We start from the raw sequence: 24,829 nt of genomic DNA, 5'->3' as shown, positions 1-24,829 counted from the left end.
CAAAGCTACTGAATAATACTTACGCCGATACTATTGCGATTACGCTGCGCACGGGCTGAAAGTGGCTTATAAAACTCGGAGTTTTTCAGGCTATCCTGGTTCGGATAGATCACTTCATCGTTCAAAAACCCCTCAGGCAACAGCTTTTCCGCAGCCATATTAGGTGAAGCATAATAAACAAACTGGGCAAGTTGGGCCGCATTCTCCGGCAGGTTTATAAAGTTGATAAATGCATAGGCCAGTTCAGGATCTTGTGCTTTCGCCCCGATGGTTAAATAGTCGACCCAGATACCTCCGCCCTCTTCGGGTAGAACAAAAGTCAGGTTTTCGTTGTGCTCCTGTACCATCAGGGCATCGCCGTTATAAACCATGGACGCCAGGATCTCCCCTGTCACGATGGGTGACTTTTCATCGAGTGTCATATAAATATAGGAATTGACCATGGCTTTTTGAGCATGCAGAACCTCTTCAACCTCTTTGAGCTGCGTACTCTCTTCACTGTTGGCCGAATACCCCAGTGACTTCAATCCCATACAAATAAGATCACGGCTATCATCAATCATACCAATCTTACCTTGCAGCCTGGGGGCGGGATTATAAAGTTGCCGCCAGTGGGTGATCGGCTCTTTAAGCAAGTCATGGCGGTAAACAATACCCACGGTTCCCCAAAAGTAAGGGACAGCATACAGCTCCGCTTCAGGGAATGTGGTACGCCACTTCGGGTTAATATATTGCAAGGTGGGGAGTTTCTCTTGTTCCAGTTCAGCCAACCAACCGCGTTTTGTGTAGCTTTTCAGATCAACGCCGGAAGAGAGGATCAGATCATAACCTTCGGCATTATTTTGCAGTAACATTTCAGAGCGCTGTTCGTCTGAGCCGTAGTAAATTTCAATGACTTTGGCCTGATACTGCTGCTCAAAACGCTGAACAAGATCAGGATCAAGGTATTCACTCCAGTTAAGAATAGTTAAGGTTTTCTCGGCGCAACAGGCTGATTGAGAAAAAAAAGGAGAAAAGATAAGCAAAACACTTATCGTTAATATTTTTATCATCTTCATAAGCACACCATTCCCTGGCCATCTATATTCCAGATTAGTAAACGATAATTACATTTACAAGACAGCAGTGCCTGTCTTTCTTATTTTGCCTGCTCCTGACGATCAGACTCATTTATCCGCTTTATCCGGGTGTTCCATATCGCCAATATGCTCGGCATTACGTTTTTGTTCCTCGGCTTGTTTTTCATGTAGGGCATCAATCAATTTCCGGTTTAGTTCGGCAAAATAGATATCTTCTTCAGCCTTGCCCCTCAGACGCATGTTCTCAGTGAAGTCAGCCATGTTATATGCCTCAAATAACCCACCCACATTAATAGTAGCTTATACCCAAGTGACCTCAAGATGCTCGTTTCAGCGAGAATTTATTGGCTTCTAGGTAAGGCGCTGATTTGAAGACATAGTGGTTCTACGTCAAAAATCAGCAACGCAGCATAGGAGCCCCTTCTTTTGCAAATAAAACAGGAACTCGCCCTTTGGGAGTGAGTCAGCGAGCCCACTTCTGCGTCAAATGAACTTGAAAGGGACAACCATTCCTGTGTTCATTTTCCTTGAATTGAACTCGCTGAGCTCACTCTGAATCCTGCATATTGAGGTCACTTGGGTATATGACACCTGAGTTAGGCCGTATCTACGTTAACTGCGTTAGCAGATTATCTTCGTCAAATCACCACGACAAAATATTGACACCAAACAAAGATACTCCGTTATAAAATTACAATAACAACAAATATATTACGTATCGCAGAGCTATCCCTGTGCTAATCAATTCAGCCAATACATTCACATTGGCTGTGCAGAAAACCAATTAACCCAGCAACACACCCAACCAGCCGCCAAACGTAAGCAACTGAAATAAAAGATATAAACACAAAACACCAATCCTTCAACACCTCTAGAAACCGACTTTATAGCGAAAAACACACCACAAGAAACATCGTCTTAACCTGCTTTTCAAGCACTAATGTTGACTTAAATCAAATTATCTGAAAGATAATACAATTGCGCGTCAAAAAAATGACACCGCCCACAATCCTGTCCTATACCTAACTTGAAAGAGAGTATTAACTCTACTTACTAAGGGGGCAGCATGAAATCTCAGCCATACCATGCTTGGTTTACCCAAGCTAAAAAGGTTACGACGGCAACACTTTCAATACTTGCCATCGGCAGCCCGGTAATGTTCCTTACCGGTTGCCAGGATGAGTCAGCAACAACCACAACTTCAATTACAGAAGGCATAAATACTGAAATAGTGAGCTACTCGGTTAGTCATACATTTAGCATTAATGACATCACAGGTCAGTTTGACGGCAGAACCTATGCACAAAATCCTTCCATCCTCTGCGGGATCGACACTAACAGCCCGCCTTGCGAAGATACCCAGCCGCTATTAGTTAAAAAATCCGGTGAAACACTGTTCCCGGTTGATAGCGAGTTTGGTTATAACATCGAAGACTTTGTTGGCGCTGCGCCAAAAGATCTGGATGGCGACTACGCCGAGGGTTGGGCAAACAACATCAATTTAGCCCCTAACGGTGCCGGACTGATGGTAGCCAATGCTGCCACTGACGTATTCAAAGCACCTAAGCTAACCGGCAGTTGGTGCTCGGGGTTAGGCGGCAGTCTAGTGAAGTGTTCCACCGAACACTACAGTACCCTGGAGCATATTCTTACCTGCTATGAGACCATTCCCTATTCAACACCAGACCCGTTAAGCGGAGAGCAAAGCAGCCTTATTGACCCGAACCCGGAGCTGAGCACGCCTGACAATGTGATCGGCAGCTGTACCGACGAGCGCCTGGACAATGAGTTATTTATCATTCGCGACGGCATTACTACCACGGAACAACTCACCAGTAATGTTCCGGGCGAACAGATGGCGGCTAATGAGTCAACGGTTCGGCAGGATTTAGCCATCGGCAAAGATTACAGCGTTAGCCTTAAAGATGACGGTAAGGTTTTGTATCGCTGGGGGAATGCCGTGAAGCGTCCCAACGATATCCGGCTCTATGCTCGCATGGCATTACCCAGCGAGTGGAAAGTTGCAGGTGCTAATTTTAATGTCACCAGGGCTGAGTTAGTGGTACAGCATGAAATCACCAATAACCCTAACGATCAACTACGACCTGAAGACATGGAAAATGAAGCGGCCACGGGTCGACTGCCCACCTACTCCGTTTTCGGGGAAAACTGGGTCTCAGCCCGCGATTGCTACGAGGGCGACGGCGACTTTATCCCGGCCGGAACTCTGTTTAAGAACAGCGCGTTTGCAGATCCTGCAGGGTTTTCTGCTGATCTCACCAAAGGGTTAACCAATGCCTGGTATACCACCATCGACCGCGACCCGTTCGACAGTGGCGAGAAGGTCGGGCCTCGCTGGCGGCTTAAATCAAACAAGTTTGGCCAGGATGTCCCGTCTCTGGAGATCCCGTTAGCAGCCTGCACCCAGCCTCCATATAATCACGATACCTACAAGTATGTTGTGGGTACAGAAACCACAACCACCATTAACTTGCTGGACTATATCACCGGTGAGGTTTCGCCACTACAGACCAGCGAGGGTTGGGTTGATGCCAGTAAAAATCCGGTCAACATTGGCGCATCAAATCAAACGGACGAAGGTAATGGTATTTCGATCAATGGCTTACCGCTAACAGAAGACTTTGATCTGGCGGTGTATGTCAAGGGGGATGCGAAAGGGACTCGGATCTATAACGCGACCCTTAACATTGACTATTCACCCGTGAACTTAGGAGACGAAACTGATGAAGCCTTATGAATTCAATATCAGCACCATTACCGGCCTGTCGCTTCTGGCTTTGTCGCCCGGGCTCGCGGCAGCGCCGCAGACGCATATCCAACAGCACACATTTAGTGTCATGGATGTTCAAGGCGGGAAGGATAACGCCACTTACGCAACGGATCAAAGCATACTATGCGGTATGGCCGACAGTGTTCACACATCTTGTCCGGATGGTGGACCGCAACCGCAGACCGATCGTGAAGGCGTCACCTTGTATCCCATTGAAAATAACTTTGGCTTTATTGTTTCAGACTTTGTCGGTGCTGCACCACGGATATTCGACGAAGACTACGCCGAAGGTTTTGCTGGAAATGTTACCGACGAAACCTATGGCGATGGCTTAGCCCTTGCCAATAGTGAAACAAATCTGTTCAAAACACGGGATCCCTACGGCACCTGGTGTACAGGCGTTGGCGGTGTGACCGTAAAATGTTCGTCTGAACATTATGTCGCCATGGAGCATGTACTCAGTTGCAACGAGTCGGTCCCCTATTCAACAATCGACCCAAGCTCCAGTGTACAGCGCGATCTGCTCGATCCGGCAACGGGTGAGATCATCGACAACTGCGCCAATAACACGCTCAGTGACGTCCTCAAAATCGTTCGCGACTTTGAGGAAACCGATGAGTCGCTGACTTCGACGGTTCCAGGGGTTCAAATGGAAGCCAATGAGTCAACTGTTCAGCACGATATCGCGGTTGGCAAAGACTACTCCATTACCCTCAAAGACGATGGCAAACCGCTATATCGCTGGGGTAACGCGATCAAAAGACCGATCGACATTCGAGTCTATGCGCAAATGCCATTACCACAACTGTGGAAGGACAATCCCGGAACCCCTTATACGGTAACCAGTGCAACACTGACCATCACGCACTCAATAACAAACAACCCTAACGATCAGATCCGCCCCGAAGACATGGAAAATGAAGCCGCAACGGGGCGCCTGCCTGGCTATTTGACCGTCGGCTCAAACTGGCAATCGGCCCGCGACTGTTATGAAGGCGATGGCGACTTTATTCCCGCCGGAACCCTTTATAAGAATGCAGGGTTTGAACAACCCGACGCATTTTCCAGTGATCTGAAATCAGGCATGACCAATGCGTGGTACACCAGCATTGACCGGGACCCATTCGAAGCTGGTGTGTCAGATGCTGGTGAGCAAGAGGTTGGTCCTCGCTGGCGCCTAAAAGCCAATAAATACGGTCAGGATGTTCCCAGCCTGGAGATCGCCAATGCCAGCAGCGAGTGCAATACACCACCGCCGTTTGATAAGGATGATCAGAAATATGCCAAGGGCAGCAACACGTCCACCACGATCGACCTGCTTGATTTTGACGGACCCTCTCCGCTGGCCACCAGTCGGGGTTGGATTGATGCCAGCCAAAACAGTATCAACCTTGGTGCCAATGGTTTGCCAACCGAAGGGAATGGAATGTCTATCAACGGGTTGCCACTAACTGATGATTTCGATTTAGCCGTATATGTGAAAGGTGACAAAAAAGCAGTCAAAATCTTTCATGCCGAGCTAACCATCAACTGGGATGACGACTTATTAGAGGATGACTTATAACTATGAAAACTCACATTGCTAGGCCTCAGCCTAAATCAAGCAGGGTGAATCGGAGGCTGCCAGTCAACCTGTTAATCACAAGCCTGATTGCCGCCGGGTTGCTGGCCGCAATGTCGAGCCGCTGGACGATGGCCACCACCACCGTTCAGCCCAAAGGTGGCGGTGGCTATGCATCTCAGCAAGCTACTGCCGCTCGCTCTGCCGGACAATCAGAGCAGGCCGTAGACGCCCTGCAACGCGCAGATCTGCCAACGCTGAATAACCTGCTGTCTGAACACCCTGATTGGGGCAACCAGATTAACTCAGCTTCAGGTCAAACACTTCTGGGTATGGCCATTCAACAAGGTAGCGACAGCGCCGTTCAGACCCTGCTGATCCACAATGCTGATATCAATGCGGTGAATCGGTCTGGGCAAACCCCGCTGATGCTCGCGGCTGCCGTTGGCAATGCGAATATTGCCCAGCGTCTGGTCAACCAAGGCGCGGCACTTAACAAGCGCGATCAGTTTGCCCGGACGGCACTCTATATAGCAATCAACTCAAACCATCCGGACGTTGTCGACATTTTGCTTAGTGCGCGAGTCAATGTGCACCTGGCCGATGGCCGGGGCGAGTCACCGTTGTTTCTCGCCGTAAAACATGGCTATACCGATCTGGTGAAACGCCTGCTTGACGCTGGCGCCCAGCCGAATAGTCAGGACGAAACAGGCCGAACAGCGTTAGCCGTGTCGATTGCTCGACAAAGTCACGAGATCACCCGCTTGCTTATCACGGCCGGTGCCGAGCAACATGAGCCTGATGGCAAAGGTCGTACCGCGCTGCATCATGCTGCCAAATATGACGATACTCAACTGATCGCCCAATTGCTGGCCGAAGGCGTGAACATCCAGCCTCGGGACAAATACAATTACAGCCCGCTGCATTTGGCCGCCATGGACGGAAACCTTAACGCGGTGCGCTTGTTAGTTACCGCAGGGGCTGATGTAAATAGCGTGCAGCGTCATCGCTTTACCCCGCTGATGTTTGCCGCCCAAAATGGTCACACGGAAGTCGTGCGTTTTCTGCTGACCCAAGAAACCATCAAGGTAAATGCCCAGAATGAAGGCGGCGTCACCGCCCTGATGGTGGCGGCAGGCGGGGGCTTCAATGAGATCATTGAACTATTAGTTCAGAAAAAATCCGACCTGAGCAAGGCCAATACTCCTGGGTGGAATGCATTGTTTTATGCCATTGCGGGCAAACATCCAAGCACAGTAGCCCAACTGGCAGACGCAGGAATTAACCTTAACTGGCAAGATCAGAATGGTGCAACAGCGTTGCTGCTCGCCGCAGGAAATCGTGAATCCGAGATCGCAGTTATCCTGATTGAGAAAGGCGCGCGTACCAGCCTAGCCGACCGCCAGGGCTTTACTCCGCTAATGGCAGCATCACTGGCAGGAGACCTTCCGTTAGTGAACTTGCTTCTTCAAAAAGAGAGTCAAATAAACACCACTGACAAGCTTGGGCGTACCGCTTTGCACTGGGGGGCTCAAAGTGACAATGTGAAGGTGATAACCGCGTTAATAAATGCCGGTGCAGACGTTAACTCGCTCGACCACCAACGGCGCTCACCGCTTATGAATGCAGCGGTACTGAATCACCCCGATACCGTAGCGCTGTTGTTGGATCTCGGCGCAGATAAGAGCGTCAAAGATCAACAGGGGAAAACCGCCGCCGATTGGGCAGTTGCAAAAGGCTATCCGGATCTTGCCAAGAAATTAGCGCTTTCTTCAAACCGTTAGGATTTTGGATTAAGCCAAACCAACACAGCAGCAGGCAAAGGAGATGAAGGTAACAGCTGGTAACCATGTAAGAGAAAAAGTCGAGCCTATGGCCACTAGGTTTCCAGCTGTACCTATCATCATTTCTGTATATTCAGGTACTAAGTGCAGAAAGGCTCTGCACGTATTATCAGCTCTTCCAGCCCGGGTTCATCAAGGTTTCTGGGTTTGCCGGGGTGGATGATGGAGACTTGACAGTTTTCTGCGGCCTCAACCAGTTCACGATAGCTACCCGCTTCCGGATTCGCGATATACGCTCGCTTGTTTTCGTCGTAGGCGAACATCCGGTCGTTAAGCTCTGTGCACTCGTTACAACTGGTACAGCGAATGGTCTCAATCCAGGGAGCATCGGGGGAAATCCCAGGGTCTTGTTCGGGAGCCATATCCGCTGTTGCTTCAATGGCGGCGGGTGTCTGTTGTGATCCAGTGTTCACGGTTTCGTCCGATGTGTCCGATGTGGATGTGGATGTAGCTGCGGTGGCCGCCACGGTAGACGATACTGAAGCGATTGATATCGATTGTTTTTCCAAGGCTAACGCCTTCAATGCATGAGAATTATTGATCCCACCCAGCTCCTGCAGGTTTCGCCACAGATCACGACAGCGTTTTGCCGCGTCGATGAGCCTGATATTGCAGACTGCCCGGTGAATCACGTCGTCTTCGTCGATCAACAGCACATAGGGCACCTTGTCTTTACGCGAATTTGGATCGAGCTCCAGAAAGGCGTCTACGGGCAGCATATTACTGCTCCAGTACGCTGGCTCAATACACGCGAAATGCTCGGCGAAGCGACTGTCGGTGGCGATGAAATCAAGCAGGGTAAATGCGGTCTCTTCTCTATAGCCGTTCAATTCAGAATCTTCATACTTAAGCTGATGCCTCGGCCAGTCTTGACCCACTCTGGGATTGCCGACGAGGTGGAATCGTGAGGCCAGATCTTCACCAGAAACCGGGTTGAAAACGAAGCTGGGAAAAGCGCGAGATTCGGTGGCGGCGGCGGCGGCAAGATAACCAGATTGATTAGCCTTCCCCGGGGAATAGACACTGAACAGAGCCGGTAAGTCACAGGCCAGCCCCTGCATGATGTGATCCCTTAACGGGTAAAGCGATGACGAGGCCGACTGCAGCACGAATACGTTATTCAGGCCCAAGGCCATCCGTGCCAGTTGCTGGCCTTGTGTTCCGAACATCAATTGGCCCTGCACCGTTGACAGTTCACCGAGAATATTCTCTGTCTGGACGATGATCTTGAAAGGTAATCCGCTGCGTAGGATATAGATCACGGCGTGCTGATCTGCAGCATCAACTTCATCTTCCAGAACCACCAGATAAGACGGAAATTGCGCTAGTTCTTCGGGTCCCAGTTGATTCTGGTCGAATCGACGATAGAAGCTATCGTGCTGAGATTCGTCATAACGGTTTTCAATTTCTAACTCGGCGATGCTGATCGCCTTAACAAGCATCGCCATCTCTGACAGACGCTCCCGGAAAGCCTCAAGTGCCGGCTCGCAGTTTTCAAAAGCGAAGCTAAATGAGTCATTACCACCAGCGGTGGTTACAAAACGTTGGGATTGAAAGACCGCGATGGCCTCTCTGATCCGGAGTACCCGTTTTTCCGACAGGGGTTCACCAACGGGCGCTGATTTAAGAATGCGGGCCATGGCCTGGAAATCAAAGTCAACCTTGTTGCCTGTACCTACAGAGCGTTCGAGGTGTCCGGGATCTCGCGCCTCGCTTGAACGCAGGTAATCGATACGCAGGATATCTGACAGTTTCTGCATCAGATAATCGATCCGTGAGCGCAGTTGCATCGATTTCACTTGCTGGCTCTGAGCCCATGCATGTGTGAACAACCGTCTTGGAAGCTCAGCATCGCAGTCGATGATTTCTCCATCGAAGTCCAACTCAGCGTGTGCTTTGCCGAGGTTTTCATCAAGCGTTGAGCGCATCGTTTCACTCACCGCTAGCTGTAGCTTTAGCCTCGCCTCTTCCCATAATGACGACATGGAACCATTTAGCCCCTGGCTCACCAGATCCCTGATCTCTTGCTCCTGGTTGAGAACCTGACGCCGCAGCTCTTCTCCCTTGATGCCCCGTGGCGCAACTTTCTGTAAGCTGGCATCGATGGTGTCGGCCAGAGAGCTTGCCCATTCTTGGCCCTGGTTGTCGTTTACCAGGATCAGCGGGAAGTCATAACGAAGTCTCGACAGATCGTGATAATTTGCAAACAGAGCTGGCCGCAATAACTGGAAGCTGTTTTTATCGACAGGTAATTCCGAGCGGTCCCCAAGCTGATAAAAAGCGACCAGATTGATGCTGGGAACCTCAGTTGCACGCGGTAAAGAAGCAGTTGCCAAATTCATATTGTTGCTCCTTTGGGGTTAATGGTCACTTTGTCGAACTCGGCCTTGAGGAAGTCGCTCACCCCCTCTGAGGTATTCATTGTGTCCGGAACTTGCAGATCTTCATAGCAAGGGATATTCGGGTTCTTATACAATATCCCTACCGGTATCGGGTCGTGGCCCGAGGCGATTTCGCGTGCCCGATTACGGTCGGAGGGATCATGGAGTTCCTGGTTGCGATATACCCGCCCCAGCTCTGGGGTGATGTGGAGACCGTTGTCATGTTTCAGTAACAACATACGCTCAGGATCCCGTACCCAATCATCGTAGCGATGGGCCTGAAATTCCGGACAACGTTGTAATATCCGGATAAAGGAGAAGCCTTTGTGGCGAAAAGCCTGTTGAATAATGTCGTGCGTAACATCAGGCATCCAGTCCGCAGCCTGGGCCACGAAAGAGGCATTACTGATGCCCAGTGTAACGCTGATGGGATTCAGTGGCTCCAGGTGTGAGCCTGTAGGCGTTGTATTGCTGATCTGGCCGATCTGTGATGTCGGTGAAGCCTGGTTCTTGGTCAGACCGTAAATGCCGTTGTCCAGCACAATTGCTGTCATGTTCATGTTATAGCGAACCGCATGGATCCAGTGCGCGGTACCGATGCTGCAGCAGTCGCCGTCACCCATGATCACGAATACGTTCAGATCCGGACGCTTGATTTTGACGCCCTCAGCGATCGGCAACGCGCGGCCATGCAAGCCATGAAAACCGTAAGTTTTCATATAATGCGGGAAGCGGCTTGAGCATCCGATTCCGGAAACAAACACCGTCTTTTCTGGGGGCAATTTTTCGTCACGGCACAGTCGTTGTACAGCGGTAAGTACACCATGGTCACCACAACCGACACACCATCGCGGCACTACGCTCTGGTAGTCTTCGAGAACGTAATTATCGTCCAGTAAATTTATCATGCAGGAAGAAATAGTCGTGTTCATGATTGCACCTCCTGTGACTGCAGTTTGTCGATAATCACCCGTTCGACGGTTCCGGGTTTTAACGGCTGCCCATTGACTTCTGAATAGCAGTCAATATCTACCAGGAATCTTGCTCTTAGCATCAGGGCAAGCTCGGTATAGCGGCGGTTGTCCTCATCGATAAGTTCGCTCTCAAGCCTATCAGACCAATTGTTCTCGATGGTCATCACCTGTTTGAAACGTCCGAGCACCTCACGAATACCGGAGGCCATTGGTTGGATAAATTTCAGATGCAAGGAAGAAACCTTGTGACCTTTTGCGCGTACTCGGTCTACCGCTTCCTGGATTGAACCCTTGGTGCTACCCCAACCGATCAGCAATAAATCGCCTTCCTCACCGCCGTAAACCTCGGGGGTTTTCAGGGTCTTTTGCAATGCCGCCAGCTTAAGGCTCCGGTGTTTCACGCCCTCCACATTTGCTGCGCTGTTGTAGGCGACACAACTAGAGCGGTTATGTGCCAAACCCGTCAGCGTATGCATGCCGCCGGGTTGTCCCGGGATGAAACGGCGAGCAATCCCGGTAAGTGGATCCCAGTCATAAGGCAGGGCACCTTCGGGGATCGGGCTTTGGTCAAAGGGTGGAGCATGCCAGTCTTTGCTATAGACGGGTCGTGGAAAGGGCTGCTGAGCCGATGCCAGATTGGCGTCAGACAACACCACGACTACGATATTGAATGTTTCAGCGATCTTGCGGGCAGTGATCACTGAGTAGAAGCAGTCCTCGATGTCCGAGGTGGCCATGACCACTTTAGGATTGTCACCGTGACCACCAAAGCAGGCAAACAACAGATCCGACTGCTCGGTTTTGGTCGGCAGGCCGGTGCTGGGCCCACCGCGCATTACGTTGACGACCACGAGCGGAATTTCGGCCATAACCGCCAGTCCCAATGCTTCCTGTTTAAGGGCAAAACCAGGGCCCGAGGTTATTGTCACCGCGCATTTCCCCGCATAGGATGCGCCGATGGCGAACGAGCATGCGGCAATTTCGTCTTCTGCCTGGTGTACCAACCCACCGGTTTTGTTGAATACTTCGCTGAGGTAATGGGAGGCCGAGGTTGCCGGTGTGATCGGGTACATCGCACAAACTTCCATGCCTGATGCCACGACGCCCATACCGATAGCAACATTGCCGTTAACGACGATCTGGGGCTCTGTAACGGTTGAAGGCGGGATCTGATAGCGGATATCGAGATAATCAGCAGCCCAGTGATAACCGGCTTCCAGCAACTCGATATTGGCGTTAATTATGGTTTCGCTTTTTTTCCTGAATATATTGGCAACCTGATTGCGTCCATCCTGCAGATCCAGCGAATAGATATGGCACAACATCCCCAGCACAAACATGTTTTTACCGCGCCGCGGATCACGGACCAACTTCAGGCATTCTTGTTCCATCGGGATTTCGCGGATGTCATAACCTCCCTGGACCATTTCTTCCACGGCATCGGCGTACATTCCCGCTATGGCCGGATCCGGGTGGGTCTTCCACTTGTTTTCCAATAGCACGGTACAGCCTGGTTTTAATTCATGCTCTCGTGCTCTACGTAGCATGACCTGGTCATTGAACGCGATCATCAGATCTGCCTCGTCACCACCGTTGCTCATCCGGCGTGATGCCAAGCGGATCCGGTTGCCGCTGGCGCCTTCAATACTGCGTGCCGGCGGTTGAATTTCGGCAGGAATGATCTCAACGGTCCAGATACTGTTACCTGAGCGTGCGGCAATTGTGCCAAAAGACTGGCCGCATTTTTGAGCCCCTTCACCGGAATCACTGACAATTTCCACTGTGTGCTCTTCCAGAACCACTGGAGACTGGTTCGTACCGACAGCATCTATTTGATGGATCTCTATAGTTTGAGTATCGGACGGACTGTCAGCGCGAAGATCACTCACCGTCACTTTGGCTTTACCTATAACAGTGTTGTCTGTAAACAAAGTCTTCATTCGACCTCCTCCCTGGTAGTTACTCTGGTAAAATTGTGCTCTTCGCGGACGATCCCAAACAGCATATTTTCCGGGGCTGACCGTTCATTCTGGTACACCACTTCGGTGTCCCGAATACCAAGGTATTGCTTCATTGACGCTGCCGCCTGGCGACCCGCCCCCATCGCCAGGATCACGGTTGCTCCGCCGGTCACTATATCCCCGCCGGCATAAACGCCAGCAAGTGAGGTGGCCATGCTCTCATCGGTTTCGATGAATCCCCACTTATTGAGTTTGATGCTGGATGTTTGCCCTATGATCGGATTAGCACTGGTGCCAATCGCGTACACAATCGTGTCAGCTTCAAATTCAAATTCACTGCCCTCAACAGGTACGGGTCGCCGCCTTCCGGACTCATCGGGCTCCCCCAGCTCCATCCGGATACAACGCATACCTGCCACGTTACCCTTGTCATCATCGAGGATCTCAAGCGGGTTGCTGAGCCAGTGGAACTCCACGCCTTCTTCTGCAGCATGCTCGATTTCCTCGTTACGGGCAGGGCTTTCCTCGATGGTACGGCGGTAGATGCAATAGACTTTTTCTGCGCCCATGCGCAGCGATATGCGCATCGCATCCATCGCCGTGTTACCTGAGCCGATTATCGCAACACGCTTACCCAGACCCAGTGGGGTATCGTGGTTTGGGAAGTCCCCGGCTTGCATCAAGTTGCAGCGGGTTAACAACTCGTTGGCAGATAAAACACCGTTGAGAAACTCACCCTGGATATTCATAAAACGGGGGGTACCGGCACCAGTGCCAACAAACACCGCGTCGAAGCCGAGTTCATTGATCATTTGGTCTATGGTAAACAGGCGGCCAACCAGGATGTTGCATTCAATTTTGACGCCCAGCTTGACCAGCTTGTCGATCTCGGCCGCGATCACGGTATCGGGCAGACGAAATTCAGGGATGCCATAGCGAAGTACCCCTCCTGGTTTGTGGAAGGCTTCAAAAACGGTGACATCACAACCAGCCTTGGCCATGTCCGCAGCACAGGCGATACCCGCAGGCCCTGAGCCGACAATACCAACCCGGTAGCCATTGGCTTTTATGTAAGGGATATTAGACCAACCGTTGTCTATAGCCTGATCGCCAACCCACCGCTCAAGCCGTCCAATGGCGACCGGCTCCAGGGATTGACCGACAATACATACGCCTTCACATTGATTTTCTTGTGGACAGACCCGACCACAAATGGCTGCCAGCAGATTGGCGTCGCTGAGGACGTCATAGGCACCGCGGTAGTCCTTGTCGACTATTTTCTGAATGAAGCCCGGGATATTGATGTGCACCGGACAAGCAGGCACGCAGGTAGGGTTTGGACACATCAGGCAGCGCTCCGACTCGACCAGGGCGTCTTCCTGACTGTAGCCGATAGCGACTTCATCAAAATTCGTCACTCGCGCCGTCGGCGTCTGGACCGGCATCGGCGTACGGTCTTGGGGGATAGTTCTGATGGTTTTTTTTGCCATGGTCAGATCCTCTTTTTGCAGCTACCCGTCCATTTTTCGACGGCAAGTTTTTCTTCGTTGGAAAAACGTTTTAACCGGTTGATCAGATCGGCGAAATCCACCTGGTGACCATCAAACTCCGGTCCGTCGACACAGGCGAACTTCATCTTATCACCCAACTTAACGCGGCAGCCGCCGCACATTCCGGTGCCGTCAACCATCACCGGGTTCAAACTGACGGTAGTCTTGATCCCATAGGGCCGCGTGGTTTCGGCGCAGGCCTGCATCATGATCGGCGGGCCTATCGCCAGCAACTCCTGGATGTCCGGGTGCTTTTCAATTGCCAGCTGAATACCATCTGTGACTCGGCCCTTGATACCTACCGAGCCGTCGTCTGAGCAAATAATGAACTCATCGCAGTATTGACGGAATTTGTCATCCCAGAAAACCAGCTCCTTATTGCGGAAGCCGACGATACCTATAACGTAAGCACCTGCTTGCTTGTATGCCCGCGCTTGAGGAAACACCGGAGCAACACCAAGACCGCCGCCCACGCAGACGACTTTCCCGACATTGCTGATATGACTTGGCTCTCCCATCGGGCCGGTCACACTGTGAAGTGTTGTACCTACCTGGCAGTAACGTTGCATCTCTTGGGTGGTTTTTCCGACCGCCTGTATAACAAGCGTAATGGTGCCCTTTTCACGGTCGAAGTCTGCAATAGTCAGTGGAATTCGTTCGCCATCTTCATGCGACATTACAATCACGAACTGACCCGGTTGGGCAGCTTTCGCTATCATCGGATGTCGAATTTCCAGAAGGTAGGTAACGTCAGAGAAGTCCTCACGCCGGACGATCTCAATAGCACAGGCGTGATAGTCCTCGTGTGTTGATGAATTGATCTGATGAAACTTTCGATTTTTACTTGAGGACATAACGATCTCCCTTCGCAAATCAGTCCGACAATAAAAATATATACGTGATTATCAATACTATGGCCCAATAGAAGCATTGTTTGATATAGATCAATTGCTTAATAATTTCGCAGCAGCCTGCCAGATATCGAACACACAGAGCAACAACAAGAATGGCAGGATAAAGATGATTAAATCTGGTCTCATCATTTTGGCCATTTCTTCTTGACCCCTAATGAAAGTTGTAGAAGTTCATCTTAATAAATCAAACCGGAAGGCTTAGCTGTGTGATCGTAATCCACAGAAAGATGGCTTTGCGTGACAAACACATGAAGATCCCTACTCTTGCTTCTTGGATGAGAACCAAGCCAACGCAATACCCATTATTGCGAGAGGAATGACGATCCATCCCACAATAGAAAGCTGTTCAGGGACCAAGACAGCCAACATTAGGACAGTTATGAAAATGAATGCACCGACAGTTCCTGCAATCTTGACTGCAGGATGCTCGGGCTTTTTCTCTGACATGGTTTCCTCCGCTTGCTATATCCTTAATCGAAGACATAACTAAGTTGTAGCAAACATATGCCACAACACAAAAAGCTTAACAGCGTTGGGTGGGGGGAAGAAGCGAGAAAGGATTGAGATTAAGTGAAGCTGAGTAAGACATCAACGCAGCTTGGCTTTAAAACGGTAAAACTGAGGTTGCTTGTGTGATTTAAGCAAACACTAGGACCAGCCCAAGAACCTCAGATTCATTAGTCAGATTAGATACCTGCACGCTTCAACAAGCCAGTCATCAACGGTGAGCTTGCTTTTACCTGTTTGGACTTATTCTTAAATTCACGTGCCAATGCCACATCATGCATTTCGTTAGCGATATAAATCATCGACTGATACATATCACGTGGTGTTTTGATACGTGAAGAGTCGTTTAACGGACTGATGATTTTAACAACATCACTACCCGTTTTGTTGTTCTTATTGGCATACTCAAGAACAGAATCAAGCAGCTTATCCAAATCAAGCATAAAGTCAGAGTTCTCTACGCCCTGCTTCTGCATCTCTTTCAGGTTTCTCTTTCTTACTTGCTTAATGATAAATGAAGGCGTGTTCATCTTGCGATAACCGTAGAAACCGGCAAGAACCAGTAAGACAGCACCACCTGCTACATACCCCCAAATTGAACCTGAAGATTCAACAACCGGCTGAACCACCTCGACAGCATTTGCAACAGACACTGGCACATCAGACATATTTCTAACCTTTAACTTAAATAAAACGGAACATCAGAGACATTATGCATGCAGCGGCCAAAGAGCCATGCGTTTTATCAATATTTAAGTCAAATAGGGTGACGGAGGTCAAAAGTTTGACAATTGATCGTTACCGAAAATGCGTCAAACGCCCTTCTCACTCCCGAAAAATCTCATCAAGCTTAAGTGTGAACGATTGAAAGCCTGAGTAACAGTGAAGTACTTCGAGAGCCTTAACGGTGGGCAATACATCCCTATGTTTCCGGGATCTCAGTATCAATCGCGTTCTAAGAGATGAACACCATTCCCTTAACGCCTATAAATATCGGGAAATGTTCCCTATGAATAAAACAAGCAGAAATTGGCATTATTATGGCAGGTTTTAGCTAGAGCTTTGATTTCAAAATTTCTAATATGAGGTCATCACTGCATGAGTATCCCGGGACTCCTCTTGGCACTGACACAACTTAATATGTTTATTGAGAGGATCAGAGCATGGCAAAGACAGTCGCAAGTACCTGGAATAATAATGAAAGATTGCGAGCGTTGTACACGACAGCACATATGCGATGAAGTGGCACTAGAAGTCTGTTTTGAACAATAATCGCCAGGCGAACCTAGATGAACGGTCAAGCTCGCATGCTCTTCTTGAGGACTAACTTCAGCCATATCCAATTAACAAGGAAGCCAACACTAAACTAACCAAGCGCACTGAACTCCAGATCAGTACTGCCGAGTGTAACGCATCACCTTGATTGTTTGTTATGTACTTTTTTTGCTGATGGCCTTGTCAAATCGAGAGTCCATACAGACACTTACATCTGTAGTAATAAATTCACCATCAATGTATAGACTGAAAATGGTGGCTGGCGTTGGTGCTGACTGAGCTTGTTCCATCGTTTCAATTTTGACTACTTTCAGTGGCAAACCACGCTTTTCGCATGACGCGACTAAAGACTCATTAACATGGTACTCAGAGTACGGGCAGCGATTTGAAAAAAAGACTACACAACCTTTGCTATTGGAAAGGTTCCCTTCCTTGAGGCACTGATTAAAGCGAGGACGAGGATCATTACTGCCAAAATCCAGTGATACCAGAGTAAACCCTGAAGGAAGCGTGTCACACACTTCAAAACCTTGTTTTAGAAACCATTTTTTATCACTCATGAAATGAAATTTTTTAGCACCAACAACCGCAACCAAACCATTTTTCCCTTGCCTTTTGGCTGCTTCAATTGCGTCTTGTAATAGTGCTTTACCATGACCTTGTTTTTTGTACTTACCGGAAACCCAAAAGCAACCAAGCATCATGTAATTGGGTGCAGTAACGGGAACCCATGCCTTTTCTGCTGGGCCATACTCAATAAATACTTTTGCGCGTTCATCAAGGCGGCGAAATACATAGTTATTCTCAAATTCCTTAGTAAGCCAGCGCTTCTTTAACTCATAACTATGAGCACACTTCTTATCAGAGATTGCACAACAAATATGTTCAGAATCGATATTGCTTTTGGTTAGTGTTATGTATTCCATAAATCACCTCCGCTATCCTTGCACTTAACGCCTGCCATAAGTTGCGCCACGATGAACCAGCGAAACGCCCCGAACTCCATATCAAAACTGCCGAGTGTAACGCGTCAAATATGATGGCTTTGTTAACGGCTTGAGCTAACCTAACTCTTTCGTCATAAAATGTAACTGTCCTTCGACTGGATAATCATCAAGTGTCATCCGACAGTGATAACCATTCTTTTCGTAGAATGGTCGGGCTTGAAAACTTAAAGTGTCAACCAATGAATACTTACACCCCAAGTCCTTTGCATGGCTTTCAAACGTTGTTAATAACTTTGAACCAACACCCTGCTTGTGGAATGTATCATCCACCCACAAGTATTTAATCAACAGCCAACTTCCCCATGTGCGCCCTATAATCCCTCCAATTTTGGAACCATCACTTGCATAGGTAAAGCAAGCAACTTCGCTTTCTGCAATATCACCAATGTATGGGATATTGTTCTGCTTTAAACCCTGATAAATTTCAGCGATATCATTATCACTTGGGTTCTCGGTAATAATAAATTCCATTTTTTTCCTCAAAACTCACATAAAAGCAGTTAACTCTTATTCAGCGAACTCAGTTCATAAATTTCCTGTTTATCGACAAATAGCTAAGGTGAACCAACGCAAGCAATGATTAGCAAGCCGCCAATAAAGCCACGCTATCCCCCTTGAGCACAGAACGCACAGCTGCCTATAAAATAAAACAAGTCAACCAGCATATGCACGCGAATTCATTTTGGTTATTCAGATTTTGTGAGTCAATGTGCATCAGGTAGTACAAACCGAAGTTTCCAACTCTAAAAAGTATTAGTCAGGGCAAAGCTTCTGGGCTAATTCTTCTGAAATTGTGTAACCTGCAGGCAACGAAGGAAATAGATCTAAGTCAAAATACTGACCGAGAGATCGCCTTTAATGAGCAGGGGATCACCTCTGGATACAAACTAAGTGCTCACTTCCCAGTTATGATTAATCTGGAAATACCATCGCCATGATTAAAGGCTTCATGCCAATGAAACGTCCTGCGTTATTAATCATTGATGCAAAGCTGGAAGCATGTTTGAGGGAAGAGAATTTTAGAGAAGATAGTGACTGATACCAAGCTTCCCAATCCGCGAAGATCTGCTCGAGGGTGTCTCGCGACTGGTCAGTTCGGACCATATGACCCCAATTGGTTTGATCTCTTAACTGGTTTCGCTCATATCTCGTCCTTTCTGCGTTGCTATGGATTGAGGCTTAATCCCATACATTCAATGCTTTTCCAAACGTAAAGCAAGTCATTGACTTTACGGGTGCTACCAGGAGGTTGCCACAACCTTGTTTCTTGATGGGTAGCGCCTAAAGCATCATAAAAGCCACGTGCAGTGATATTGTCCTCAAGAACTTCTAGGTAAAGCCCTTCATCAGGGAAGCTATCCATCGACCATTTCGCAACCATACGCATTAGTGACTTACCAATTCCTTTTCCTTTATAGGGGCTCGATACGTGAAGATTATCGATAAAAGTTCCCCAATTAGAATCTTCGTTTCCAAAAGCGCAGACGAAACCGCAAATAGCGTTATTATCCGTTACAACGACAACATACTGATTATACTTCGGTTTAACTAATCGCTTTAACCAGCAAGCTTTTCTATCATCCCAAACATCTTTATCTAAAAACGAATCAGGAAATATACCTCGATATGATTTTCTCCAACTGCGCGCGTGCAAATCAGCTATCTTTTCTGCATCTTTTAACGTTGCAATTCTGTACTTCACTAAACTGAACTCCAGTTTCTCGGGTTTGTAGGCTTTCTGGAGGGAGGGGCGTGTGTATGAGGGTAGCTGAACGTTAGACCATTGAATTAGGCAATTCACTCATCATTGGGATGTTGACCAAGCATTGCCCTCCCAACTTGGCTCCAATTCATGAGTGCCTGCTTCTCGGAAGATGGCTCGTCACTTGGAAAAACGGCTTCGTGATGAAGCAGAAGCACATCCACTAGGTACGAGATCATTCTTGAGTCTATTTCATCGCTGGTTTCACTGTATTGCGCAGGGTCTCGATTCACTTCTGCTTTAATCATCCTGCAACTGCCATCCTCGGCGGCAAAATGGACAACGTAGATACAGAATCCTGTCCAGCTGCGATGAAAGAACAGAGTGCCATCCTTCCAGTAAATAAACCACTTGTCCTCCATTTGCTCTGGCACAAGTCCTCTGCGGATTTGCTCCATTTCCTGTGGCGGGAAAGTTCGATCCAGGGGGATAGTGGTTTGCTTTGATGGTAACGTCTCGATCTTCCAATCCATTGGTTTGGCGGTTTTCATTCGTCTTCTTCCCTTAGCATCAGAAGCTACCTACTAGCTTTTAATCTAGGCGACGTTGTAAATATATGCATATATTTTCATTGAGAGGACTCAGGTTATGTGAAGAGAAGCGGAGTATTTTTCTGTGGACGCCCCTGTTCAACACCCTATAAACCCTACAAATTGGAGTGAGTAATGAGTTTGTAGGTTTTGTAGGGTTTCTGGAGGGGGTAGCGCATGTAGGGGCTGAGGGGAAAAGACTCTCAGCCACCCGATAAAGTGTGGCCCTTGTCCTTGTTAATTTATGAAGTCAAACTGGAACAACATTGGTTGCACATGGCCCCTTTTGGCCTTGTCCTTCTTCATATTCTACTGTCTGTCCGTCATTAAGCGTTGCGTATTCTCCGCCACTTCTAATTTCTGAATGGTGTACAAATAGGTCTTTACCGCCATCATCTGGCGTAATGAAACCAAAACCTTTGTCTGCATTGAACCACTTTACTGTACCTTTACTCATACTCTTCTCTTTAGTTTGATTGTGTTGATTGATCGCAGTATTCTGCATTCGTAGTATAGTTGTTAAAACTGCTTAACGTGAAATACACAAATATTGCTGATTGAACACCGTAATAACAAAAACCAATTCAAACCAAAACTGCCGAGCGTAAGGGGTCGACATGGTGCGACTTGTGTACGCCCAGCATGGGCATGAACTGATAAGGTGAAAGTCCTGTGCGGATCCGCATGCAAGGCGTATGTAGGGGGGCTGAGGGTTAAAGGCTCTCGGCTACCCAGCTATGCAACAATACTCATTAACTTCCTAGGAACTATACTTCATAAGCCGTGACTTGGCCGAGAATAATAAGACAACAGAGTAAAGTTTATGAAACCAAGATAGGGCATGAAAACCGAGACCAAACGAAGAACTACCCGTTTTGCTGTTTTTTATAGGAACAACTGCAGAACCAAAATACAATCGTGTTTGGATGCCATTTTCGCTCTCTACATGTTCAATCATGAGCCATGACCTCGTGCGCTTTTGATAATCGCACATTAACAATTGATTTTTACATCGGTTTTCCACGCTCCATGCAGCAAATGTATCAGTTTCCCCCTCAGCTAACAGAACAACTTGCGCATCTGATGACGGTTTTGATACTACCCATTTCAAAATTGACCGTTCCAGCTTGAAAACTGAAGTGGTGTAAAAGGCATGTACATATTGTGAATGAGTTACTGCACTGGAAATTTCGGTACAGTAGCAATCAGTGTAAGCCCCGTTCTGTTGATAGGTATCCAATAATGCGTTATCCGGAAGCGGGCATGATTCTATCGAAAACATGGTTAATCACCTTTCTGAACATGGCTCACTGTTTGGATTAGACCAATACATCAGCTATGTCTCTTTTCCCGCTTGAGTGGCTTGTTCAACACTTCGGATAGGTGTCGGCTGCGCGACACTTATCCTTATTTGTTAGGCATTTACTGACAGGCTTCGTTTTCAACTACTTGGCCTTTCCCATCAACCTTGAAGGAAAGCCATGTAGTGTTTAGACGGCCTTCTTTTTCATAAACTTCATAATCGGGATATAATTCGTTTAGCAATATTATTACTTCAGATTTTGGCATGCCAGCAGCAAAATCCCTAAAACTACCGCAATCCACTTTGCCAAGTGACACCTCCTTTTGATGCCTAACGCAAAGGTCACTTGCGCCCACCCGATAATGGCCAATGTAATAGAGATGAACTGGCAGTCTGCAACAAAACTTGGTGAAAAGCGCAGGGGTGGGCGTCAAGTGTACCGCCTTGTTCGCAGATTTCACAATCACTCTCGTTTCCTTAAAGTGCTCTTTTGGTCCTCAAAAAAGACGATCTAAGCCCCGTTATTAGTTCACATTTTTATAAAAAATTATTAATATCAGCAAATTATTGGAAGTGATTTGGCTCGACCCGATTCGCTCCTGTTCATTTTCGATCAGGGTCCAACCTCGCTTTCCTTAAGGAAACTTTTTAGCTCCGCTGCAAGGTACCAACGGCCGGCCGCCATCACCCCCCGTTTATCTTGGATATGGGCGACATCTTCTAGAGGGTTTTTATTGACCAAGATCAAGTCCGCCCGTTTACCCACGGCGATGGTCCCCCATTCAGTCAGATCACCCATTGATTCGGCAGCGTTTTTTGTGCCAGCGGCAATCGTTTCATACGGGGTATACCCTCCCGTTTCAGTCAATAATCTCAATTCATCATGCACAGTAAACCCATGCACTACCCCCTCAACACCTGCATCTGTCCCGAGGGTAATATGCACTCCTGCTTTTCTCACTTCAATTAATATTCTTTCATATAATGCGTACCATCGCTCAATGTTGTTGGGAAATCGCTGATTAAAAATCCTCAGATGTTTGTCTGACTCGTTTTTAATCGCTTCAAACTGATTTCGATCCAAATATTTTTCAATGAGGGGTTCTTGCAAAAATTTAGTCGAGTTGGCGACTTTTCTCAAAACAGTGGCATCTATTGCCATTGTGACACACAAGGTGGTGCTGGAATCTTTCAGCTTTTTGACCACTGATTCGATTCGACTCTCATCAAGTTCCATGTCAAAAGGATAAGAATACTGCCCTTTTTCATACCCGACTAAAAATTCATTTAGCAATTCTTCAAGGTGGACCACTTCATTTTGACTATGAGCAATGATCCCATCTAAACCATGAACTTCTTGTATATGTCCGGCTACGATCATATCTGTTTCTTTGGCTGCTTTCATCAGTGCACCATACTGTGCTGGTGACAAAGTGTCGTAGGGTTTTATAAAATCATTCCCCCGCCGACTTTGCTTCATGAACTGCTTTTCTCGCTTCCCATGCCGAATCAACAATGGCGACACTTATACCTGGAGGGGCTAAATTTTGGTAAGTTGGAACAACTGTTCTAGTTAGTATATAGCCAACAACGAGTAACACAGAAAGTAGAGATATGTTTATCACCAGTCTTCTCCCGATTTTAGCAATGCGTTTTCTTAAAACAAACCACACAAGCAAAAATAAAATAAAACCGATAATAACTGTGAATCCGGTTCGCCACATAATCTTCAACGATTCTTCAGGGAAAGTTTCAATTAGACGTCCTTTATAAATTTGTGGACCCACTCTCGTCCCCTCAGAGATCTCTTTTTCCCATTGGAAAGAGAGTGGACCTGCGCTAAGTTCCCTGACTGTAGTTACCCCGTTGGCAATATATAACTTTAAATTTCTTTCATCCTCTAAAAAGTGCATGTGCATATCGGCTAGGCCAGGCATCAGAAAAGCCCCTTCTCCCTCGATGACCTTTGCCCCTGCCGGGACGGTTACTTCATTCACCGGGCCAATAGCTGTGATGCGGTTCCCTTCGACGATGATGGTATGGTTTTCGAGCACCCGTTCCGTATCCATCGGGATCACATTGACGTTGATAAAAGCGGTCGTCAGAGGCTGAGAACTCTGAGTTTCTTGCGCATGGAGATCTTTCATTCCGTTTCCATTGGCAAGGTAGACAGTGAGTACACTGACTATGGCCAAGATAGAAAACAATATTTTACATTTCATTTTTCTCACTCCTTATCAATTTGATGAGGGTCGTGTTTTCTGCGCAGCGAACGCCCCGATAAGGTGTGCGCACGCTGAATTTTCAAAACCAATTACACTTCAAACCAAAACTGCCGATGTGTAATGCATAACCTTGATGGCATGTTATGTGTTCGGTTTATTACTACTAATCAATTCATCCCAGGTTAGTAAATGATATTTACGCTTACCTAGCCAATAAGAAACAGACATGCACAAACCAAAAAATGCTGACAAAAGTCCTATTCGTAATCCCGCGCCATCAAGACCACCCATGATTGAGTTAAACAATGTTATGAAAAAACCAAAGAATAGAGATGACCAGAAGAAATTCGATATAACACTCGAAAAATGAGGTGGCCTTACTTTTATTCCCAAACGCCAAAGCAGACGATATATTGGTGGCTTATATGTGCTTGACCACATCCCCGTTTTTTCTAACAGAATTAGTGCTTCTTTCAATTTAGGATCAAAATCCATTTGATGTCCTTTTTAATTTCAGACCATCTAAAAATTCAGATGATAACGGACTGATTTGATTAAAATTCGGCCAATTAAGAACACATAACATTGTATTCAACGAGCTCGGTTCGTAAATCTCCTGTGTATCGGAAGATATACGAATGAAATATGCGACCTAATCTCTGATATCTCCATTTTCATGTTTTTATATTTGTTCTGCTGAAGGAAGGTAAGTTCTCTGACGCAGAGAAAATGACTGAGAACGCCACGCTACCGCCCTTGGGCACACAGAGCTCACCACCATCATCAAATCTAGACAACAACGACGTCATATGCATACATTTTTATTGGAGGGGCTCTGCTTATGTGAATCACGATGCAATAAGTGGTACTTATTAAAGTTTCTGATGTTGAACAATGGGTGGTGGTTCCGGGCGGGTTTGTGAAGGAGGCACGGAAGCTTTCGTCAGGGACACGACCCCCTGCCTACGAACCCTATATAGCCTACAAATTGAAATAACCGATGAGTTTCTAGGGTTTGTAGGGTGTTCAAGTGGGGGGCGCGTATGCAGGGTGTTTTGGGGCAGAGGGAAGATACCCTCGGCTACCCGATTAGGCAGTTGTTTAGTGGTTGAACTGCTAGATGATCACAGTTTTTCAAAGTGAATTAATGACTCCAACAGTAGAG

The 24,829-nt window shown here is 47.6% G+C and carries 22 protein-coding genes; 3 read left to right on the top strand and 19 right to left on the bottom strand.

Annotation, left to right across the window (positions count from 1 at the left end; all coding sequences use genetic code 11):
* Nucleotides 1–5: 5 nt before the first annotated feature.
* Together L4D76_RS25685 and L4D76_RS25680 are read right to left on the bottom strand one after the other, a co-directional pair.
* Nucleotides 6–1,058 carry a polyamine ABC transporter substrate-binding protein gene (locus L4D76_RS25685; protein WP_428443705.1) on the bottom strand — a complete coding sequence of 351 codons (1,053 nt, stop codon included), beginning with the start codon at nt 1,056–1,058 and terminating at the stop codon, nt 6–8.
* Nucleotides 1,059–1,166: 108 nt separating this feature from the next.
* Nucleotides 1,167–1,340, bottom strand: coding sequence for a hypothetical protein (locus L4D76_RS25680; protein ID WP_428443704.1), 174 nt, complete (start codon nt 1,338–1,340; stop codon nt 1,167–1,169).
* A gap of 805 nt (nt 1,341–2,145) precedes the next feature.
* On the opposite strand from L4D76_RS25680, the gene L4D76_RS25675 reads away from it, so the two are divergent.
* From L4D76_RS25675 to L4D76_RS25665, 3 genes are read left to right on the top strand one after another with little or no spacing between them, the layout of a single operon-like run.
* Nucleotides 2,146–3,837 (top strand): hypothetical protein, encoded by a 1,692-nt coding sequence (locus L4D76_RS25675; RefSeq protein WP_428443703.1) that lies wholly within the window; start codon nt 2,146–2,148, stop codon nt 3,835–3,837.
* On the top strand, nt 3,824–5,434 hold the full coding sequence (locus tag L4D76_RS25670) for a hypothetical protein (protein ID WP_428443702.1): 1,611 nt from the start codon (nt 3,824–3,826) through the stop codon (nt 5,432–5,434). Before L4D76_RS25675 ends, L4D76_RS25670 begins: the two co-directional genes overlap by 14 nt.
* 2 nt (nt 5,435–5,436) lie before the next feature.
* Complete coding sequence (locus L4D76_RS25665; RefSeq protein WP_428443701.1) at nt 5,437–7,215, top strand: ankyrin repeat domain-containing protein; 1,779 nt, start codon at nt 5,437–5,439, stop codon at nt 7,213–7,215.
* Nucleotides 7,216–7,355: 140 nt separating this feature from the next.
* On the opposite strand, the gene L4D76_RS25660 is transcribed toward L4D76_RS25665, so the two are convergent.
* From L4D76_RS25660 to L4D76_RS25580, 17 genes are all read right to left on the bottom strand, one after another.
* Complete coding sequence (locus L4D76_RS25660; protein WP_428443700.1) at nt 7,356–9,617, bottom strand: ferredoxin; 2,262 nt, start codon at nt 9,615–9,617, stop codon at nt 7,356–7,358.
* The gene (locus L4D76_RS25655) at nt 9,614–10,564 is read right to left on the bottom strand and encodes a thiamine pyrophosphate-dependent enzyme (protein WP_428443699.1); all 951 of its coding nucleotides are present in this window, start codon (nt 10,562–10,564) and stop codon (nt 9,614–9,616) included. Before L4D76_RS25655 ends, L4D76_RS25660 begins: the two co-directional genes overlap by 4 nt.
* Nucleotides 10,565–10,584: 20 nt before the next feature.
* Complete coding sequence (locus L4D76_RS25650) at nt 10,585–12,570, bottom strand: 2-oxoacid:acceptor oxidoreductase subunit alpha (RefSeq protein ID WP_428443698.1); 1,986 nt, start codon at nt 12,568–12,570, stop codon at nt 10,585–10,587.
* A complete protein-coding gene (gltA, locus tag L4D76_RS25645) occupies nt 12,567–14,081 on the bottom strand; it encodes an NADPH-dependent glutamate synthase (RefSeq protein ID WP_428443697.1) in 1,515 nt (504 codons plus the stop codon). The genes L4D76_RS25650 and gltA overlap by 4 nt, the downstream gene beginning before the upstream one ends.
* A gap of 2 nt (nt 14,082–14,083) precedes the next feature.
* On the bottom strand, nt 14,084–14,995 hold the full coding sequence (locus L4D76_RS25640; RefSeq protein WP_428443696.1) for a sulfide/dihydroorotate dehydrogenase-like FAD/NAD-binding protein: 912 nt from the start codon (nt 14,993–14,995) through the stop codon (nt 14,084–14,086).
* 318 nt (nt 14,996–15,313) lie between these two features.
* A complete protein-coding gene (locus L4D76_RS25635; protein ID WP_428443695.1) occupies nt 15,314–15,502 on the bottom strand; it encodes a hypothetical protein in 189 nt (62 codons plus the stop codon).
* A 239-nt stretch (nt 15,503–15,741) separates the two neighbouring features.
* Entirely contained in the window at nt 15,742–16,230 is a 489-nt protein-coding gene (locus L4D76_RS25630; protein WP_428443694.1) for a hypothetical protein, read from the bottom strand.
* A 762-nt stretch (nt 16,231–16,992) separates the two neighbouring features.
* Nucleotides 16,993–17,763, bottom strand: a complete 771-nt coding sequence (locus L4D76_RS25625) for a GNAT family N-acetyltransferase (RefSeq protein ID WP_428443693.1) — start codon at nt 17,761–17,763, stop codon at nt 16,993–16,995.
* 135 nt (nt 17,764–17,898) lie between these two features.
* The gene (locus L4D76_RS25620) at nt 17,899–18,315 is read right to left on the bottom strand and encodes a GNAT family N-acetyltransferase (protein WP_428443692.1); all 417 of its coding nucleotides are present in this window, start codon (nt 18,313–18,315) and stop codon (nt 17,899–17,901) included.
* A gap of 694 nt (nt 18,316–19,009) precedes the next feature.
* Nucleotides 19,010–19,546, bottom strand: coding sequence for a GNAT family N-acetyltransferase (locus L4D76_RS25615; RefSeq protein ID WP_428443691.1), 537 nt, complete (start codon nt 19,544–19,546; stop codon nt 19,010–19,012).
* A gap of 95 nt (nt 19,547–19,641) precedes the next feature.
* Complete coding sequence (locus tag L4D76_RS25610; protein ID WP_428443690.1) at nt 19,642–20,097, bottom strand: hypothetical protein; 456 nt, start codon at nt 20,095–20,097, stop codon at nt 19,642–19,644.
* 289 nt (nt 20,098–20,386) lie between these two features.
* Nucleotides 20,387–20,593 carry a cold-shock protein gene (locus tag L4D76_RS25605; protein ID WP_428443689.1) on the bottom strand — a complete coding sequence of 69 codons (207 nt, stop codon included), beginning with the start codon at nt 20,591–20,593 and terminating at the stop codon, nt 20,387–20,389.
* A gap of 303 nt (nt 20,594–20,896) precedes the next feature.
* Nucleotides 20,897–21,418, bottom strand: coding sequence for a hypothetical protein (locus L4D76_RS25600; RefSeq protein WP_428443688.1), 522 nt, complete (start codon nt 21,416–21,418; stop codon nt 20,897–20,899).
* 140 nt (nt 21,419–21,558) lie between these two features.
* Nucleotides 21,559–21,906 carry a hypothetical protein gene (locus L4D76_RS25595; protein ID WP_428443687.1) on the bottom strand — a complete coding sequence of 116 codons (348 nt, stop codon included), beginning with the start codon at nt 21,904–21,906 and terminating at the stop codon, nt 21,559–21,561.
* A gap of 146 nt (nt 21,907–22,052) precedes the next feature.
* Complete coding sequence (locus L4D76_RS25590) at nt 22,053–22,919, bottom strand: amidohydrolase family protein (protein WP_428443686.1); 867 nt, start codon at nt 22,917–22,919, stop codon at nt 22,053–22,055.
* Nucleotides 22,894–23,661 carry an amidohydrolase family protein gene (locus L4D76_RS25585; RefSeq protein ID WP_428443685.1) on the bottom strand — a complete coding sequence of 256 codons (768 nt, stop codon included), beginning with the start codon at nt 23,659–23,661 and terminating at the stop codon, nt 22,894–22,896. The genes L4D76_RS25590 and L4D76_RS25585 overlap by 26 nt, the downstream gene beginning before the upstream one ends.
* Nucleotides 23,662–23,805: 144 nt before the next feature.
* On the bottom strand, nt 23,806–24,159 hold the full coding sequence (locus L4D76_RS25580) for a DUF6404 family protein (RefSeq protein WP_428443684.1): 354 nt from the start codon (nt 24,157–24,159) through the stop codon (nt 23,806–23,808).
* Between the last annotated feature and the right edge of the window lie 670 nt (nt 24,160–24,829).

This window comes from Photobacterium sagamiensis (genome assembly GCF_050337085.1).
Lineage (GTDB): Bacteria > Pseudomonadota > Gammaproteobacteria > Enterobacterales > Vibrionaceae > Photobacterium > Photobacterium sagamiensis.
This window is presented reverse-complemented; position numbering and strand designations above follow the sequence as displayed.